Source organism: Ensifer adhaerens, assembly GCF_028993555.1.
GTDB classification, from domain to species: Bacteria; Pseudomonadota; Alphaproteobacteria; order Rhizobiales; family Rhizobiaceae; genus Ensifer; species Ensifer adhaerens_I.
The window spans coordinates 284,716-300,135 of record NZ_CP118612.1; the positions used below are offsets into that span (position 1 = coordinate 284,716).

The 15,420-nt window shown below is 58.5% G+C and carries 19 protein-coding genes; 16 read left to right on the forward strand and 3 right to left on the reverse strand.

Going from position 1 to position 15,420, the window contains the following annotated elements:
- Positions 1-32: 32 nt before the first annotated feature.
- The 6 genes from PWG15_RS34165 to PWG15_RS34190 all read left to right on the forward strand — a co-directional run bounded on the left by PWG15_RS34165 (position 33) and on the right by PWG15_RS34190 (position 5,788).
- Positions 33-710 carry an ABC transporter permease gene (locus PWG15_RS34165; protein WP_275027925.1) on the forward strand — a complete coding sequence of 226 codons (678 nt, stop codon included), beginning with the start codon at positions 33-35 and terminating at the stop codon, positions 708-710.
- Positions 711-717: 7 nt separating this feature from the next.
- Positions 718-1,395, forward strand: coding sequence for an ABC transporter permease (locus PWG15_RS34170; protein ID WP_275027927.1), 678 nt, complete (start codon positions 718-720; stop codon positions 1,393-1,395).
- A 374-nt stretch (positions 1,396-1,769) separates the two neighbouring features.
- Entirely contained in the window at positions 1,770-2,438 is a 669-nt protein-coding gene (locus PWG15_RS36605) for a carbon-nitrogen hydrolase family protein (protein ID WP_425536855.1), read from the forward strand.
- An 88-nt stretch (positions 2,439-2,526) separates the two neighbouring features.
- A complete protein-coding gene (locus PWG15_RS34180) occupies positions 2,527-4,032 on the forward strand; it encodes an FAD-binding oxidoreductase (protein ID WP_275027930.1) in 1,506 nt (501 codons plus the stop codon).
- Positions 4,029-4,778 carry an electron transfer flavoprotein subunit beta/FixA family protein gene (locus PWG15_RS34185; RefSeq protein WP_275027932.1) on the forward strand — a complete coding sequence of 250 codons (750 nt, stop codon included), beginning with the start codon at positions 4,029-4,031 and terminating at the stop codon, positions 4,776-4,778. The genes PWG15_RS34180 and PWG15_RS34185 overlap by 4 nt, the downstream gene beginning before the upstream one ends.
- Positions 4,779-4,801: 23 nt before the next feature.
- Positions 4,802-5,788: an electron transfer flavoprotein subunit alpha/FixB family protein gene (locus tag PWG15_RS34190; protein WP_275027934.1), complete on the forward strand. Its 987-nt coding sequence runs from the start codon at positions 4,802-4,804 to the stop codon at positions 5,786-5,788.
- A 41-nt stretch (positions 5,789-5,829) separates the two neighbouring features.
- Here PWG15_RS34190 and PWG15_RS34195 read toward each other — a convergent pair whose 3' ends face one another.
- A complete protein-coding gene (locus PWG15_RS34195) occupies positions 5,830-6,729 on the reverse strand; it encodes an NAD(P)H-binding protein (protein WP_342457085.1) in 900 nt (299 codons plus the stop codon).
- A 186-nt stretch (positions 6,730-6,915) separates the two neighbouring features.
- Between PWG15_RS34195 and PWG15_RS34200 the strand changes: the two genes are divergently transcribed.
- From PWG15_RS34200 to PWG15_RS34220, 5 genes are all read left to right on the forward strand, one after another.
- Positions 6,916-7,329: a winged helix-turn-helix transcriptional regulator gene (locus PWG15_RS34200; RefSeq protein ID WP_275027936.1), complete on the forward strand. Its 414-nt coding sequence runs from the start codon at positions 6,916-6,918 to the stop codon at positions 7,327-7,329.
- Positions 7,326-7,781, forward strand: coding sequence for a DUF2971 domain-containing protein (locus PWG15_RS34205; RefSeq protein WP_275027937.1), 456 nt, complete (start codon positions 7,326-7,328; stop codon positions 7,779-7,781). Before PWG15_RS34200 ends, PWG15_RS34205 begins: the two co-directional genes overlap by 4 nt.
- Positions 7,782-7,890: 109 nt before the next feature.
- Entirely contained in the window at positions 7,891-8,157 is a 267-nt protein-coding gene (locus PWG15_RS34210; protein ID WP_275027938.1) for a helix-turn-helix domain-containing protein, read from the forward strand.
- Between the two features lie 497 nt (positions 8,158-8,654).
- Complete coding sequence (locus PWG15_RS34215) at positions 8,655-8,933, forward strand: type II toxin-antitoxin system Phd/YefM family antitoxin (RefSeq protein ID WP_275027940.1); 279 nt, start codon at positions 8,655-8,657, stop codon at positions 8,931-8,933.
- Positions 8,920-9,351, forward strand: a complete 432-nt coding sequence (locus tag PWG15_RS34220) for a hypothetical protein (protein WP_060520843.1) — start codon at positions 8,920-8,922, stop codon at positions 9,349-9,351. The genes PWG15_RS34215 and PWG15_RS34220 overlap by 14 nt, the downstream gene beginning before the upstream one ends.
- 367 nt (positions 9,352-9,718) lie before the next feature.
- Here the strand turns inward: PWG15_RS34220 and PWG15_RS34225 are convergent, their stop codons facing one another.
- Complete coding sequence (locus tag PWG15_RS34225; RefSeq protein ID WP_275027942.1) at positions 9,719-10,474, reverse strand: SDR family NAD(P)-dependent oxidoreductase; 756 nt, start codon at positions 10,472-10,474, stop codon at positions 9,719-9,721.
- A gap of 157 nt (positions 10,475-10,631) precedes the next feature.
- On the reverse strand, positions 10,632-11,573 hold the full coding sequence (locus PWG15_RS34230) for a LysR family transcriptional regulator (RefSeq protein ID WP_275027943.1): 942 nt from the start codon (positions 11,571-11,573) through the stop codon (positions 10,632-10,634).
- A 326-nt stretch (positions 11,574-11,899) separates the two neighbouring features.
- On the opposite strand from PWG15_RS34230, the gene PWG15_RS34235 reads away from it, so the two are divergent.
- From PWG15_RS34235 to PWG15_RS34255, 5 genes are all read left to right on the forward strand, one after another.
- On the forward strand, positions 11,900-12,202 hold the full coding sequence (locus tag PWG15_RS34235) for a hypothetical protein (RefSeq protein ID WP_275027944.1): 303 nt from the start codon (positions 11,900-11,902) through the stop codon (positions 12,200-12,202).
- A gap of 130 nt (positions 12,203-12,332) precedes the next feature.
- Positions 12,333-13,466, forward strand: coding sequence for a beta-keto acid cleavage family enzyme (locus tag PWG15_RS34240; protein ID WP_275027945.1), 1,134 nt, complete (start codon positions 12,333-12,335; stop codon positions 13,464-13,466).
- An 88-nt stretch (positions 13,467-13,554) separates the two neighbouring features.
- Positions 13,555-14,016 (forward strand): VOC family protein, encoded by a 462-nt coding sequence (locus PWG15_RS34245; protein ID WP_275027947.1) that lies wholly within the window; start codon positions 13,555-13,557, stop codon positions 14,014-14,016.
- Positions 13,955-14,710 carry a carboxymuconolactone decarboxylase family protein gene (locus PWG15_RS34250; RefSeq protein WP_275027948.1) on the forward strand — a complete coding sequence of 252 codons (756 nt, stop codon included), beginning with the start codon at positions 13,955-13,957 and terminating at the stop codon, positions 14,708-14,710. The genes PWG15_RS34245 and PWG15_RS34250 overlap by 62 nt, the downstream gene beginning before the upstream one ends.
- Entirely contained in the window at positions 14,697-15,281 is a 585-nt protein-coding gene (locus tag PWG15_RS34255; protein ID WP_275027950.1) for a hypothetical protein, read from the forward strand. Before PWG15_RS34250 ends, PWG15_RS34255 begins: the two co-directional genes overlap by 14 nt.
- The last annotated feature ends 139 nt before the right edge of the window (positions 15,282-15,420 follow it).

The following is a 15,420-nucleotide window of genomic DNA, read 5'->3' on the forward strand; positions in this document are numbered from 1 at the left end:
GTCGGGTGGCACCCAGCCAAGGATAATGCTGCGTGGATACGTTGCTCGCATACGGACCAATGGTTCTCTCGGGCCTCGGGTTAACCATTGCGCTGTCTCTCTCATCACTGACGCTCGCTGTGCTTTTTGGGCTCATGGGCGTGTGGGCTAAGCTGTCGCGCAACCTTTTCCTGAACGCCCTGGGCGGTGGATATACCGCCCTGGTCCGAGGCATCCCCGATCTTGTCTTGATGCTGATCATCTACTTCGGAGGCCAGAACCTGATCAATTCGCTGGGCGAAGTTTCGGGGCTTTGGGACTACGTAGAGATCAGTCCTTTCGCCGCAGGAACGTTCGCGATCGGCCTCATCTTCGGGGCCTACATGACAGAAACCTTTCGAGGTGGGTTCCTGGCCATCGACAAAGGGGAAATAGAAGCAGGACTGGCTTGTGGGATGAGTTCCGGCACCAGGTTGCGACTAATCGTGTGGCCCCAGATCGTCCCCCTGGTGCTGCCCAGTTTCACCAACAATTGGCTGGTGCTTCTAAAAACCACCGCTCTTGTGTCAATCATTGGGCTCCAGGACGTGATGTACAACGCCAATCAGTCGGGACGGTCGTCACAACAGCCGTTCCTGTTCCTGCTGCTCGCCTTTGCCATCTATCTCGGCCTGACAATCTTGTCGGACCTCGGGCTGCGGCAAATTCGCAATCGCTACAGGCTACGGTAGGCACCCCATGGACTATGCATTGATTATCAGAAACTGGCCCCTCTTCGCACAAGGACTGGTAGTGACTGTGTCCATCGTGGGCCTGTCACTGGCGCTCGGTGCGGCCTTGGCGATCCCGTTGGCCCTCGTACAAGCCTACCGCGTCCCATTCATGGGTCGCGTTGCTGGTTTATACTGTTATGCGATCCGCGGAACCCCATTGCTGGTGCAACTCTACGTACTTTATTATGGCTTGGCTCAGTTTGCATCGATACGGGCTTCGGTGTTCTGGCTGCTTCTCGGTAATGCTTATTGCTGCGCTGTGCTCGGCTTCACGCTCAACAGTGCCGCCTATGTAGCAGAAATATATCGCGGCGTTCTTGTGAGTCTCGACAAAGGCGAAATCGAAGCGGCATCTGCGTATGGCATGACCCGACCACAGGTGATCCGCTTGATCGCCCTGCCGCAAGCTTTCCGATTGTCGCTGCCGGCCTATTCAAATGAAGTGATCTTTCTCCTGCACGCAAGCGTCATCGCCTCAACCATCACGATAGTGGACATTCTGGGGGCGGGTCGCAAGCTGAACGCAACCTATTACGTTGTGTACGAGGGTTTTTTGACGGCCGCGTTTCTATACTTGGCGATCGTCATCTTCATCACACTCGTTTTCAGGAAAGCCGAGCGGAAGTTCCTGGCATTTCGCTGACAATCGCCAAGTCGTGGCAGGATCGACAGCGGAGAAACCTCATAACCTTTGGCATTCCCTACTTCGGTTCGAGGGATGAATCCTGGTCGGCGAGCCTGCTCCTGAAAACGTGTCGCGGGACGGAACGTCCGTCAAACGATGAACTGCTCGGCACGATCTGCGCTGATGCAAGCAATGTGGTGGAAGAGAAAGAAATGCTGACCACTCCCCAGGCTGAGACGGCAAACCCAGTAGAACAGTTGACACGAGCGCCCCGCGATCCAGTCCGCTTTTTGATTGCCGGCATTCAAATGCGCGTTCCGATTTGCGGGGGTAACGTCGAAGCGATGACAGCTCAGTTGCAGAGGGCCGTCGGGGATTACCCCGGTCTCGACATGATCGTCTTCAGTGAACTTGCATCGCACGGCCCGTTGCATGCCTGCATGGCCTGGGATCCCGAGGCAGACATTTCCATTTTTCGCGAGCTTGCGTCCATGAATGGCGTCTGGCTTGTCCCGGGATCGATGTTCATCCGGCGTGACGGCAAGATTTACAACCAGGCCGTCGTGATTGATCCGAGCGGCGCTATTGTCGGGCGTTGCGACAACCTCTTTCCGTTCGTGCCAACCGAGGTTCGAACCGCCGATAGCAGGGACTTCCTCGTCTTTGACATACCATTTGTTGGCCGTTGCGGCATCAGCATATGCCACGATGTCTGGTTCCCGGAGATAGCTCGCACGCTGAGCAACCTTGGCGTCGAGGTACTGCTTCGTCCCGCACTCACTGGGACCACAGATCGACCGGGGGAGATGGCCGTCGTGCAATCCACGGCGGAGGTGCTCCGATGTTACGTTTTCAATGTGAACGGCCTTGATGCTGGAGGCGTTGGCCAGTCGCTGGTAGTCGACCCGACGGGGCGCATCGTTCACCAAGGCGGCCAGAATCCGGAAATCTTCTGCATCAATGTCGATTTCTCTCTCGTCCGTCAAACGCGCGCGGGGGCCCAACCGTCTCGCCCAAGCGTTCAAACCATATCTGTGCCCTTCGACCGGCCTCGGCGATGAACGATCAAGATTGGTGAACGAGATGGCCCACGAAACTGGCGGTCGCCATCGGCGGCTTGGCTACTCGCCGCAGAGGGGATGTAATTTCATGATCTATGAGGACCAATCAATGAGCGGCATTCGAACACAGGCACCGGCGATTTCGGAGGATACGATCAAGCGGCTGAAGGAGGCTGTCGGTCCGTCGGGCTGGAGCACCGACGCGGAGGCCCTCGATGCCCATACCGTCGACTGGCTCGGTCAGTTCCGCGGCCCGTCTCCGCTGCTTATGAAACCCGCCACAACAGAAGAAGTCGCCGCGATCGTGTCCATCTGCGCGCAAACTGGAACCCAAATCGTGCCGCAGGGGGGCAATACCTCGCTGATGGGTGGTTCTGTGCCATTCGGCACGGGAAACGAGATCGTCATCAATCTCTCGCGCATGAACAAGGTACGCTCGGTCGATCCCTTCAACGATACGATCACAGTGGACGCGGGTTGCATTCTCGCTTCAGTGCAGGCCGAGGCGGAGAAGATCGGTCGGCTTTTCCCCTTGCGATTGGGAGCAGAAGGTAGCTGCCAGATCGGGGGGAATATCGCCACCAATGCCGGAGGCACCAATGTGCTGCGCTACGGAAATACACGTGACCTTGTGCTTGGCTTGGAGGTCGTGCTTTCGGACGGCCGCGTTTGGAATGGCTTGCGCGGATTGCGCAAGGACAACACAGGATACGATCTGAAGCAGCTTTTCATAGGTAGTGAAGGTACGCTCGGCATCATCACCGGTGCGGTTTTGAAACTGTCGCCTCTCCCGGCTTCGGTCGCAACAGCGATCTGTGCGGTGTCCTCGCTGGATGCGGCAGTCGAATTGCTCGCCTACTGCAAGGATCGCGCGGGCGATCTGATAACAGCCTTCGAGCTTCTCCCGCGTACGGGAATTGAGCTGGTCTTGAAGCATTTTCCAGTAACTCGTTTCCCACTGGCGGAAATCCATGACTGGCATGTCCTCCTGGAGCTCTCGTCCGGCGCGAACGATTCAGAGCTCGCTCGCATGATGGAAGAGCTGCTGACAGAATCTTTTGAGGCCGATCTGGTGCTTGATGCTGCGGTCGCTGCTTCTGGAGAACAGAGCAAAGCCTTCTGGCTTCTGCGCGAGGGCTTGGCGGAGGCCGATGTCCTCGAAGGTGCGTCGATCCATTGCGACGTTGCCGTTCCGCTTTCGGCCATTGCAAGATTTCTGCAGGAGGCGACAGACGAAGTCGAGCGTGTTTGCGGAGGAGTTCGCGTCGTCGCGTTCGGTCACGCAGGCGATGGCAACATTCATTTCGGCATCGTGCAGCCCGTGGACAGCTCTGCGGAGTCTTTCCGCGCCAGGGAGCACGAGATCAGTGAACTCGTGCACGGCGTTGCCCATCGCTTCCATGGCACGATATCCGCCGAACATGGCCTTGGGCGTCTCAAGCGTGATGCGCTCCGCACCTATCGCGACGAGGTGGAGCTCGATCTGATGGCCGCTGTCAAGCGGACGTTTGATCCGAGCAATATCATGAACCCGGGCAAGCTCGTCAACGTCGGTGACGATCCGCGGCTTCCTTGCTTCGGAGACGTAGCATGAAGATCCTGGTCAGTGTGAAGCGGGTGGTTGACTACAACGTCAAGATCCGCGTGAAGGCAGACGGTTCGGGCGTCGAGCTTGCCAACGTGAAGATGTCGATGAACCCCTTCGACGAAATCTCCGTTGAAGAGGCACTGCGGCTGAAGGAAGCCGGCAAGGCTGAGGAAGTCGTCGTCGTTTCCGTCGGTCCGGCCAAGGCCGAAGAGACGCTGCGCACGGCGCTCGCCATGGGTGCCGACCGGGCGATCCTGGTCGAGACCGAGGACCAGGTCGAGCCGCTCGCCGTCGCCAAGATCGTCAAGGGCGTGGCCGACGCCGAACAGCCGGGGCTGATCATCGTCGGCAAGCAGGCGATCGACGACGATTCGAACCAGACCGGCCAGATGCTGTCGGCGCTGCTCGGCTGGGCGCAGGGCACCTTTGCCTCCAAGGTCGAGATCGGCGATGGCAAGGCGACGGTCACGCGCGAAGTCGACGGCGGCCTGCAGACCATCGATATCAAGCTTCCGGCCGTCGTCACCACCGACCTGCGCCTGAACGAGCCGCGTTACGCCTCGCTGCCCAACATCATGAAGGCGAAGAAGAAGCCGCTCGACAAGAAGTCGCCGGCCGACTTTGGCGTCGGCACGGCTGCCCGCCTCAAGGTGCTGAAGACCGAGGAACCGTCGGGTCGCAAGGCCGGCATCAAGGTCAAGTCGGTCGCCGAGCTGGTCGAAAAGCTTAAAGTCGAAGCCGGCGTGCTCTGATTTAAGGAAAGGGAGATTTCATCATGGCCATTCTTCTTCTGGCTGACCACGACAGCAACCACCTTTCCGACCAGACCGCCAAGGCGCTGAGCGCGGCCTCGAAAATCGCCAGTGGGACTGGAACCGATGTGCACATCCTCATCGCCGGCGCCGGCGCCAAGGTTGCGGCCGAACAGGCCTCGAAGCTTGCAGGCGTTGCCAAGGTGCTGGTTGCCGAGGACGCCTCGCTTGCCAACAACCTCGCCGAACCGCTGGCAGCGCTGATCGTCTCGCTTGCCGGCAGCTACGACACCATCGTTGCCGCCGCGACCTCGGTCGGCAAGAACGTCATGCCGCGCGTTGCAGCGCTGCTCGACGTCTCCCAGGTTTCGGAAATCATCGAGGTCGTCTCGTCCGACACCTTCAAGCGTCCGATCTATGCCGGCAACGCCATCCAGACGGTGCAGACGACTGAAAAAAAGCGCGTCATCACCGTGCGCACCACATCATTCTCCCAGGCCTCCCGAGGCCAACTTGCTGCCGTCGAGGAAATCTCGGCGGCAGCCTTTTCTTCAGAGCTTTCGGCTTTCGTCGCCGATGCGCGGTCGTCGTCCGATCGTCCGGAACTGACCTCGGCCAAGATCATCATCTCCGGCGGCCGCGCGCTCGGATCGTCGGAGAAGTTCCAGGAAGTGATCCTGCCTGTTGCCGACAAGCTCGGCGCCGCCGTCGGCGCAAGCCGTGCCGCCGTCGACGCCGGTTATGCCCCGAACGACTGGCAGGTCGGCCAGACCGGCAAGGTGGTCGCTCCCGACCTCTACATCGCCTGCGGCATCTCCGGTGCGATCCAGCACCTCGCCGGCATGAAGGACTCGAAGGTCATCGTGGCGATCAACAAGGACGAGGAAGCACCGATCTTCCAGGTCGCCGACTACGGCCTGGTTGCCGATCTCTTCGAGGTTCTGCCGGAACTCAAGAAGAAGCTCTGCGGCTTCGGGAGGCCCGCAGCGGATACGGGGCTAGAATGGTAGTCTCGGCGCTTCGCGACCCACAGATGGATATGCTGCTCCGATCATCCAGTTTGCCAGGCCTTCGCGTTTTCTCTCGCGAATTGCCTGAATCCCTTCGGCGCGTGTCCGGTTACCTTTTCAACCGTCGCTCTAACCGCAATTGCATGACCCTCTCGAATGGCTTGTTGGTCTCGGAGAAGCATTTGCGCGTAATCCGTAGGAATTGAAGCGGCTTCCATCATCTGCGCCATCTGCTGCTCCAAGACCGGCTGATAAGTGATGGAGTAGCCCGCGGCGGCTGAAATCATCTCGGAGATCTCAGCAAAATTGAACACCTCGGGCCCAGTAATCTCTAGTGTCTGCCCCGGAAGATCGTCGCGTGTGAGAGCCGCAACAGCCACGGAAGCTATATCGCCGCTGTCAACCAGCGCGACTTTTCCTGAACCCGCTGCCGACGCAATCACTCGAGAATAGCGGATGGCCGATAGCATGAAGCCTTCGGAGAAGTTCTGCATGAAACCAGATGGGCGAAGGATTCGCCAATCCAATCCGCTCTCCCTGATCACGCTTTCGAACTGGTGGCGACCCGACCCGGCAGGCTCGGTCGGGAAGGTAACTCCCAGAGAAGATATGGCAACGACACGACGGACGCCGATATCCTTGGCGATCTCAAGGAGCCGTTCCACCAGTAGACCCGGGGAGGCAACCATCGCCGGCGGAACGAGATACAGTGAATTTGCCCCAGAGAGGGATAGCTTGAAGGAGTCTGGGGCCATCCAATCGAAGAATACATCTCTCCCCGAACGCCCCGCAGATCTTACGTTTATCCCGGCGTCGTGCAGTTGCGGAAGCAGTCTCCGCCCGACCAAGCCCGAAGATCCAAGAACTACTACTGTCACCGTGTTTCCTTTCGACTGTTGACCTGCCCAGAAGAATTGCTGGTGATGGAGTCCGCAACGCACCTCGAAGTGCCTTGATCGGGAAACCGGTTTTGGCGTGCGCTTGGGGTGCTGTTGACGCGAGCAGGGCGGCGGAGTTCTGAACGTTCAGCGTCCTGTGGGCCTTCAGTCAAGAACGGAGTGCGCGAAAGGGGGGCAGAGTTGCTCCCAAGCGGATCGCGATGGTGCCATCGATTGCGAACCGGCCTCATGATGTGCAAAGAATATCCGGACGAAAGCACTGCACGCGACGGGGGAATTTTGTTAGAACAAGAAAGACGATTGGCAACCCAAGACCCAGCGTCGTGCCCGCTGGGTCTCGCCATCAACACTATTGGCGGCAGATGGAAGCTGCATATCCTTCGGCTACTCGTGATCGCCGGACCCCAACGCTACAATTCCCTGCTCGCGAGCGTAAGCGGCATCAGTGCGAAAGAACTGACGAGGAACTTGCGGGAACTCGAAACAGCAGGCCTGCTTGAGCCCACGAAGTTAGGATCCAGCACGATCTACGCTCTGACAAAACTCGGCCTCGAGATTGAAGCGCCCTTTCGTGCACTGGGTATTTTCGGTGCTTCATTGGCAGACGTCCGCAAGAAACGAGTGCACGATCGGTCGCGTTGACACTCTCAGGGCGTAGGTATGCCGACAAGCAAACGGGCGTGGTCTTGCGATTTAGGAACATTGACAAGCATTCAATGTGGTCAGAAGCACGCCCGGTTGAATACGCAGACGCTTCTTCTACGATCTTTACACAAGATGAGATCGTAGAAAACGTATTGGGAATCAAACACATTGATGGAAGCAGTCAGTTCCACAAATTGGCGTTTACCAAACGAACTGATTGGGAGAACGAAAAAGAATGGCGGATCGCCTCAAAGGGTAGAGATACGACTAAAGAAGTCGAGGATCTGCCATTTGGCCTCCCTGAACTTGACGGTGTAATATTTGGTAGGTCAACCACAGACGGAGACAAACGAGAAATTAGAGAATTTGCCAGACGCTATCCGAAGGTCGAATTCATGCAGGCGACGGTCAGTAGAGCCAGATTCGATACGGTTCTGGAAGAATGCTGAAGTGTCCGGGGAAATCCGAGAGAAGCGATCGCGCTCAACGCAATGGATTCAAGGCCGACCACGCCCGATCGTATCCTTAGTGTTGACAATCGAGTCCTTTCGCGCGCCCATGGAATTCATGGATTCGATATCAGAGATCACCCGCCTGCTGCGTGCCGCACGGTCACTACTTGGTCTGAGCCAGGAGGAATTCGCGGGACTTGCGGGCGTCAGTCGGCAGATCATCGCGAGAATGGAGCGCGGGGAAGACGACATAGTCGCCGAAAGTATTCAGCGGGTCCGCTCGGCTCTGGAGGAGCAGCGCATCGTGTTCATTCCATCGGAGAAAGGGCGCGGGCCGGGAGTCGCGGAGCGCAGACCGGCAAAAATGACGTGACCGAAGCGGGCCGGCGCCGTTAGCGGGATTTGTTCGCCTCCGACCAATGCCACTTGGCGACAAACGCAAGGCCTTAGAAGATCAAGGCGGAAGTCTGTGATCTTGGAAAGCTCCGACCTGGGGCGAAACGGCCGCCTTCAGTTCGAGGCTAAGGAAGTCTTGCGGCTCGACTCTGGGAAGGACCAGCGGGTTTACGTTCGCCGTGACAGCTGATGTTCGCGCCAGATGGTGAAAAGGCCTGCGCCAACGACGATGATGGCGCCGATGATCATGTTGTGCGTTATCGTCCCGCCAAAGAGTACGAACGGCGAGGATAACGTTGAGTATCAGTTGAAAGTAGGTCACCGGCTGAATTTCGGCGGCTGGCAGCGACGATGGCTTCCGCGAGAACGGCCATCGTTACGGGTCCCTGACGGGATAGGAAGAGCAGAATGAAGTCGTTGGCGTCTTGTAAATTTCCGTAAAGTACGTATTTTACGGAAAAATGGAGGTGCATGATGACATCCACCGTCACTGCCGCTGCGGTCTCCAAGAATTTTGGAGCCTACCAGGACGCAGCCGTGCGCGAGCCGTTGATTATCACCAAGAACGGCCGACCGCGCACGGTTCTGATCGCCTATGAGGACTATCTTCGCTTGATGCGGCGCGAGCGCCAAGTCGAGCTGACGAGCGCGTTGGATGCAGACGAACTCGCTGCAGTCGAAAAATCCACGATGGATCCTGGACTTGACCATCTCAATGCGGAATTGACGAAGGACAAGAATGCTGCCGACTGAGCCAAAGGTCGGCTGGGTCTTCCGCTATTCCTATCTTTGGCACTGGCAGCATTTGGAGGGACGAGAAGAGGGTGACAAGGATCGCCCGGCGCTCGTTCTTGCCATCGTTGCCACCTTGGAAGATGGAACGCCGGTGGTCCGCGTCCTTCCGATCACGCATACGCCGCCCTCCGATCCGGCCGAGGCAGTCGAAATCCCACCGGCGACAAAGCGTCGTTTGGGACTGGATGACGAACGCTCCTGGATTGTCTTGACGGAAAGCAACCGCTTTGCCTGGCCAGGGCCGGACGTCCGGCCGCTCGACACGGATAGCGGTTACCACGGCCCGTTGCCTCCGGCCCTGTTCGAAGAGGTGAAGCGTCGCTTTGTCGGGCTGGCGCGCAGCCAAAGACATCAGGCGACGCCGCGAAGTTCCTAAACGCGTTTGTTCCGGCGATGTGTGCAAATTGGCGCATCCCTTGGCGTTCCGGAAATGCCGGGAACCCATCCCGGCAATCATCGGTTCGCCCGCGTCTTGCGCTGGGATATTGATGCCGTAAAAATGCAACCGAACTCCCGTGAAGCAACGGTCAAGCCGAAGAGCAGATCAACCCTGTGCAAAGGCTTGTTGCGCGTATGTTCACGCTCTGGGCCAAAATGATCGCATAATGTATCGACTGGAAGGGGGCAAGCGCCCGGCATATCGTGAGGCTTGGAGACCTTTGATACGCCGCGCGTCTTTTGCGACAGTTGGTCCTTTGTCGAAAGTCCTCTCGGCCCCCAAAACGTGACCGCTTCCTTGTCGGTCAGACTTGGGCCTGGCCACCGTCGGCGAAGAGTTCGGAGCCGTTGACGAAGCTCGAGTCGTCCGAGGCAAGGAACAGGGTGGCCTTGGCGATTTCATCGGACTCGCCGACGCGGCCGAGAGGGATGCGCGAGGCGAGATAGTCGAGGAGACCCTGCTGCTGTTCCTTGTCGTCGCCAGCCAGTTCAACGAGGCCGGGGGTGCGTGTGGCGCCCGGTGAAACGACGTTGACGCGAATTCCGGTTCCCTTGAGGTCAAGCGCCCAGGAGCGAGCCAGGTTGCGGACTGCCGCCTTGGAAGCGGAATAGACGGAGAAGGCCGCGGTGCCCTCGGTACCGGCGGTCGAACCGGTCAGCACAACCGACGAGCCATGACCCAAGAGCGGAAGCGCTTTTTGCACGGTGAAGATGACGGCCTTCACGTTGCGACCGAAGGTATCGTCGATCTGCTCTTCGGTGATCTGACCAAGCGGGAGCATGTTCCCTCCACCAGCGTTTACGACAAGGACGTCAAGGCGTCCTTGTTCCGACTCCACCTGGGCGAAAAGCTTGTCGAGGTCCTCGTTGCTCTCTGAGTCGGCCTGCACGCCGACTGCAGCCTCGCCGATCTCTGCTACTGCCTTGTCCAAGGATTCTTTGCGGCGGCCCGTAATGTAGACGCGGGCGCCTTCGGCCGCAAAGAGCTTGGCGGTCGAAAGTCCGATTCCGCTGGTTGCTCCAGTCACCACGGCGATCTTGTTTGCAAGTCTGTTGGTCATCTTGTTCTCCTAATGCTGGGCGCGCGAAAGGATCCAGTCCGAACGTGCGGCCTGTTGGAACTGTTTGTAGGTGGCTTTGGCCTTCGGCCTCGTCGCCTCCGATCGGAAGAACCTAGTCGGTCACCCCGGCGGCGAGAAGCCGCTCGGGATGGAGACATTATCCATCTGCATGGATGGTCTCGGTGGCCGAACTGCACCTGGCGTCGACGTCCTCAAAAACTCTTGCCACCCAACCGGCGAAGGCCCGCAGCCGCGGATTCGGGAACCTGTCCGCTGGGTAAACAAGGTGCAGTGAATGGTTTTCCGGCTTCCATGCGGGGAGGAGTTCGACAAGTCCGCCACGCTCGATGTGCGGCTTTGCCAGGAAGCCGAAGCTCTGACCGATACCCAGCCCGGCCAAGAGCGAATTCAAGTGAGCAGTACTTTCGTTGACCGAGATACCGTTGGATGTCGGAACATATTCAGTTCGCTCATCTCCGCGCAGGAACCGCAACGGAAAACGCTTTCCTGACGATGCCGAGAAATAGCTTACGACTCGATGCGCCTGGATCTCATCTGGATGCGTCGGTAGCTCTCGACCTTCCAGGTAGGTGGGGGCCGCGCAGAGAACATAATCGAGCTCGCATAGTTTTCGGGCCTTTAGGCTTGAGTCTGCAAGAGCGCCGCCGCGGATTACACAATCTATCCCTTCGCCGATCAGATCGACGGAGCGATCACTGACGCCGAGCAAGAGATCGATGTCGGGGTATTGGCGCTGGAAATCGGCGAGAGAGGGTATGAGGATGTGGTTTGCCAGGACCGAGCCGACGTCCACACGGAGTCTCCCCTTCGGGGTGCTGCGCGATCCGGCGACAGTGCCGTCCATGTCATCCAGATCGGCGAGCAGACGAAGTGCGCGCTCATGATAAGCGGCGCCTTCCGTGGTCACAGTCACAGACCGGGTCGTTCGTTCAACGAGCTTCGTTCCGAGATGCGTTTCGAGATCCTGCACGAGCTTGCTGACGGAGGACCGGGGCAGGTTCAGCGCGTCTGCTGCTTTTGCGAAGGATCCCGCTTCGGCAACGCGGACGAAGGTTCGTATGGCGAGTATCTGATCCAATTTGATGGCCTAGCTGATCGGAGCTTCGACAATATACCGAGGGCAATGCTTGACGCCATGCATGTTTCTTCGCCGGAAGTCTGCTTCCGGCAGGACTCGAACCTGCCGAAATAGCATCTCGCGGCGTGGCCTCAACTACTTCCGTGGTGGCTGGCTTGCTGATCGACAGGCGGAAAAGTCACAACGCACTTTGGTGCGCCTTTGAAGGCTCGCGCGTTCGTCAATGGACGCTACCCCCGTGTTACCTGCGTAAACTACGCAGGATCAACGTCATCCCAAGTACGCTGCTCTTCGAAAACTGCCGACCTGATAACGGAAGCGGCGCGATGTCAGAGGAACAGCAGCGAAAATCTGGCGAGGACGCCGTGTTGCGGCGGTTTCCTGCCGAACGCCGGACAATCGAGGAGCTGATAGTTCGCGACGGCGACTTTTGTGACATGTGCGAGGCGCTTGCTGAAGCGGAGTCGGCGTTACTGGCGACCGAAGGGCTACCACTCAACGTTCGGGAGACCAGAACCGCTGAGTGGACGGCTTCGATCGACCGACTTGTGGGCGAGATTGCAAGGGCGATCAGGGAATCCAACGTGATCCGCATTGGCTGGTTAGGTGATCTGAAAAGCCGCAGGTGATGAAGCCACGGACGATCGAGCAGGCTCAAGGGCACACACGCGCAATCTGTGAGGCCGAGGGTACCGTTACTGTAATCCAGAGGGAGGAAAGTACATGTACTATACAGATGACTCGATACTGCCTCAAAACATGGCGCCGCTAATCATCACGGCAGCGCCCTACGGCCCGGCATGGCTGCCTGGCGACGCGAGCGACATCCCACTCTCTTGGGACGAGCAGGTCCAGGCTGCGGTGGACTGCTACAACGCCGGTGCCACCATGCTGCACTTCCACGTTCGCAACCCGGCCACCGGCATGGGTTCGACGAACTTCGACCAATACAACTACCTGCTGAAGCGCGTGAAGGAAGCCGTACCGGACATGATCATCCAGGTCGGCGGCTCGATCTCGTTCTCGCCGCACACGGACGGCGCCAAGGCGAAGTGGCTCGACTACGATACCCGCCACATGCTCACGGAGTTGGATCCGAAGCCGGAGTTCGTGACTGTCACGACCGGCACCACGCTCTGGGATATCATGTCCATGAATACCCTGGAGGACGTGAAGGGGACTCACCTGGAGGATCCCAAGGTACTCGCGGCGTGGGCCAATATGGTGGTGGACTCGACGCCCGAATTTTACGTCGAGCATCTCAAGCGTCTTCGGAAAAATGGCATCCAGCCGTACTTCGTGCCAGCGCATGTTCACCAGTGGGAACTCATCGAACGCTGTATCCGCGCCGGCATTTACATGGGTCCGTTGAACATGGCGCTCTGCGCCTACGGTGGAGGGACGCTCGGACGAAATCCATTTGATCTGATGCATTTCCTGCAACGCGTGCCGCAAGGATCGGTCAACACATTCTGGTCCAGCATGAGAGGATTGATTTCCATCTCGGCGATGTCCCTTGTGCTCGGTCAGCACATACGCGTCGGCAACGAGGACAATCTTTGGGGCGCCGACCGCAAGCGCAAGACCACGGTCGAGCAGATTCAGGGTGTGGTGCGTCTCTGCAAGGAGTTTGGCCGCAAACTGGCGACCGCCGAAGAGGCGCGCAAGATCATGAAGGTCGGCACCTGGTACAACAGCGTCGAAGAGACGCTGCAGAACAACGGCATGCCGCCCAACCCCACCGAGTTCAATCCGGGCTTCCTCACCTGGCCAACCGACGGGAAGATCAAGCCTGCTGTCCTCGGCGGCGATTCGCATCCGATCGCCGCATGCATGATCGCACCGGAGCCGGTCCGGGAGGCGCAAGCCGCGTTGATGGCAGCGAGGAAGTAAAAACCGACAACGGCCTATGCGCCTTACCATGGGTGGCCGGCGCTCCGGTGCGGGCCGCCAGTTCCAGAACGAACGCGGGAGAGAAATCATGGCTGGCCGGATAACGCACTTTGAAATCTATGGAGACGAACCGAGCAAACTCGCCGAGTTCTACAGCGCCCTCTTCGGTTGGGGGACTGAGCAGGCGGAAGGCCTGGACTATTGGCGCATTCACCTGGATCCGACCGACACAAGCACCGTAGGCGGTGGCCTGACCTACCGACCCCGTTCCGATCCAAAAGGTTGGCTGCAATTCGTCGATGTCGAGTCAATCGACGATACGCTAGCCCTTGCTCAGCGAATAGGCGCAAAAGTGGTGAGGCCGAAGACCGCAGTTCCTCGAACTGCATGGGTTGCCGTTCTCGCCGATCCGTCGGGAAATATGTTCGCCGTCTGGCAGCCGGACGCACTGGCCTTTCCTTCCCGGAACCAGATTGAGGGTTTGACCAGTGGAACAACAAATCAAGGATGCGCTCGGTCCATGGGAACCCGATGCAGTCGCCCGGCTTGAAGATTGGGATGCAGCATGGGCCGGCCCATGCCGGGCGATGAGCACGAATGCTTGGACGAACAAGGTTCTTCCCCCGAGACTGGTCGAGCTGATCGCGGTCGCGATCAACGTGGCCTGCACCAACCTCTACCCGGAGGGCTCTCGCCACCATATTCGGGCCGCCCTCGATACGGGGGCGACGCCCGACGAGATCTTGACGATCATCAAGATGGCGTCGGTCATGTCCATTCATTCCTGCAGCCTTGGAGCACCGATCCTGCTTGAGGAAGCCAAGTCGTTGGAGAAGGCCCCGGAACCCCGGTCCTCGGTGGCCACGCCCGCTTGCGACAGGATGAAGGAGATCGGCCAGTGGAATGAAGCCTGGAATCCCTTCTTCGAACTCGATCCCAAGTGGACGGACCAGTTCATGGCTGCGGGCGCCGGGATTTATGGCAGCGGCATATTCACGCCGAAAGAAACGGAACTCATCAGCATCGCATTCGACGCATCCTTCACACACATGTACGCGCCCGGCACCCGCCGCCATATCCGGGCGGCACTGAAGCTTGGGGCGACGCTCGCGGAAATCATGGAGGTCCTGAAGCTTTGCGTGGCGCAGGGCGTGCAGGCCTGCAACCTCGCGGTTCCAATTCTTGCAGAGGAACTAATGATCGTCCGTGCAAACAAGCCGGGAACGGGTGATGACGAAGGTTGACCCTGAACTGCCGGACGGAATCAGCGCCGCGAACCAAGGCGGTTCGCCTGAACATCGCGCGAGGCACCTACGCGACCGAGCGGTCGCCGAAGCGAAGCACTTTTTAGTGTTGTTTCTATATCTCTGGGTCTTGTTCGGCCTGTTTGTTCTGAACGAGCGGATCATTCTCCACCAGCACAAGGTCGATTTTGTGTCCCACGGCTTTGCAGTGTTCAATGCCTTTATACTCGCCAAGGTCATGCTGATCATTGAAGATATGAACTTGGGGCGATGGCTGGACAATCGACCATTGATCTACCCGATCCTGTACAATTCCCTCATTTTTTCGACCTTGTTTATCCTCTTCCACGTTATCGAGGAGAAAGTTGTGAGCATCGCTTGGGGCGAGCCGGTTTCCGCGAGCATCCCCAATATAGGCGGCGGTGGAATTGCTGGAATTGCATGCGTCTCCGTAATTCTTTTCTTCAGCCTCATTCCCTTCTTCGCATTCAGAAATCTGGCACGCGCGCTCGGTTTAGAACGCCTGAATTCGATGCTGTTCAGTACGGAAGTCGGGGACCTGGCCGAATAGAGGTGCGGCGCAACTGAGCCGTTGGCCGATTGCACGACAGAGAAGTTCATCGAGCAGCGACCTGCCTGTGCGCCCTCCGGGGGCGCAGTCTTCGTCTTGGAGACAGCCGGGGCGCTTTTGGCGGTCTCGATCATGAAAT

Excerpts from the sequence above, each read along its gene's own strand:
- PWG15_RS34170 (WP_275027927.1), top strand. The coding sequence starts at position 718 with ATGGACTATGCATTGATTATCAGAAACTGGCCCCTCTTCGCACAAGGA.
- PWG15_RS36605 (WP_425536855.1), top strand. The coding sequence starts at position 1,770 with ATGATCGTCTTCAGTGAACTTGCATCGCACGGCCCGTTGCATGCCTGC.
- PWG15_RS34180 (WP_275027930.1), top strand. The coding sequence starts at position 2,527 with ATGATCTATGAGGACCAATCAATGAGCGGCATTCGAACACAGGCACCG.
- PWG15_RS34185 (WP_275027932.1), top strand. The coding sequence starts at position 4,029 with ATGAAGATCCTGGTCAGTGTGAAGCGGGTGGTTGACTACAACGTCAAG.
- PWG15_RS34190 (WP_275027934.1), top strand. The coding sequence starts at position 4,802 with ATGGCCATTCTTCTTCTGGCTGACCACGACAGCAACCACCTTTCCGAC.
- PWG15_RS34200 (WP_275027936.1), top strand. The coding sequence starts at position 6,916 with ATGATGTGCAAAGAATATCCGGACGAAAGCACTGCACGCGACGGGGGA.
- PWG15_RS34210 (WP_275027938.1), top strand. The coding sequence starts at position 7,891 with ATGGAATTCATGGATTCGATATCAGAGATCACCCGCCTGCTGCGTGCC.
- PWG15_RS34215 (WP_275027940.1), top strand. The coding sequence starts at position 8,655 with ATGACATCCACCGTCACTGCCGCTGCGGTCTCCAAGAATTTTGGAGCC.
- PWG15_RS34220 (WP_060520843.1), top strand. The coding sequence starts at position 8,920 with ATGCTGCCGACTGAGCCAAAGGTCGGCTGGGTCTTCCGCTATTCCTAT.
- PWG15_RS34225 (WP_275027942.1), bottom strand. The coding sequence starts at position 10,474 with ATGACCAACAGACTTGCAAACAAGATCGCCGTGGTGACTGGAGCAACC.
- PWG15_RS34235 (WP_275027944.1), top strand. The coding sequence starts at position 11,900 with ATGTCAGAGGAACAGCAGCGAAAATCTGGCGAGGACGCCGTGTTGCGG.
- PWG15_RS34240 (WP_275027945.1), top strand. The coding sequence starts at position 12,333 with ATGGCGCCGCTAATCATCACGGCAGCGCCCTACGGCCCGGCATGGCTG.
- PWG15_RS34245 (WP_275027947.1), top strand. The coding sequence starts at position 13,555 with ATGGCTGGCCGGATAACGCACTTTGAAATCTATGGAGACGAACCGAGC.
- PWG15_RS34255 (WP_275027950.1), top strand. The coding sequence starts at position 14,697 with ATGACGAAGGTTGACCCTGAACTGCCGGACGGAATCAGCGCCGCGAAC.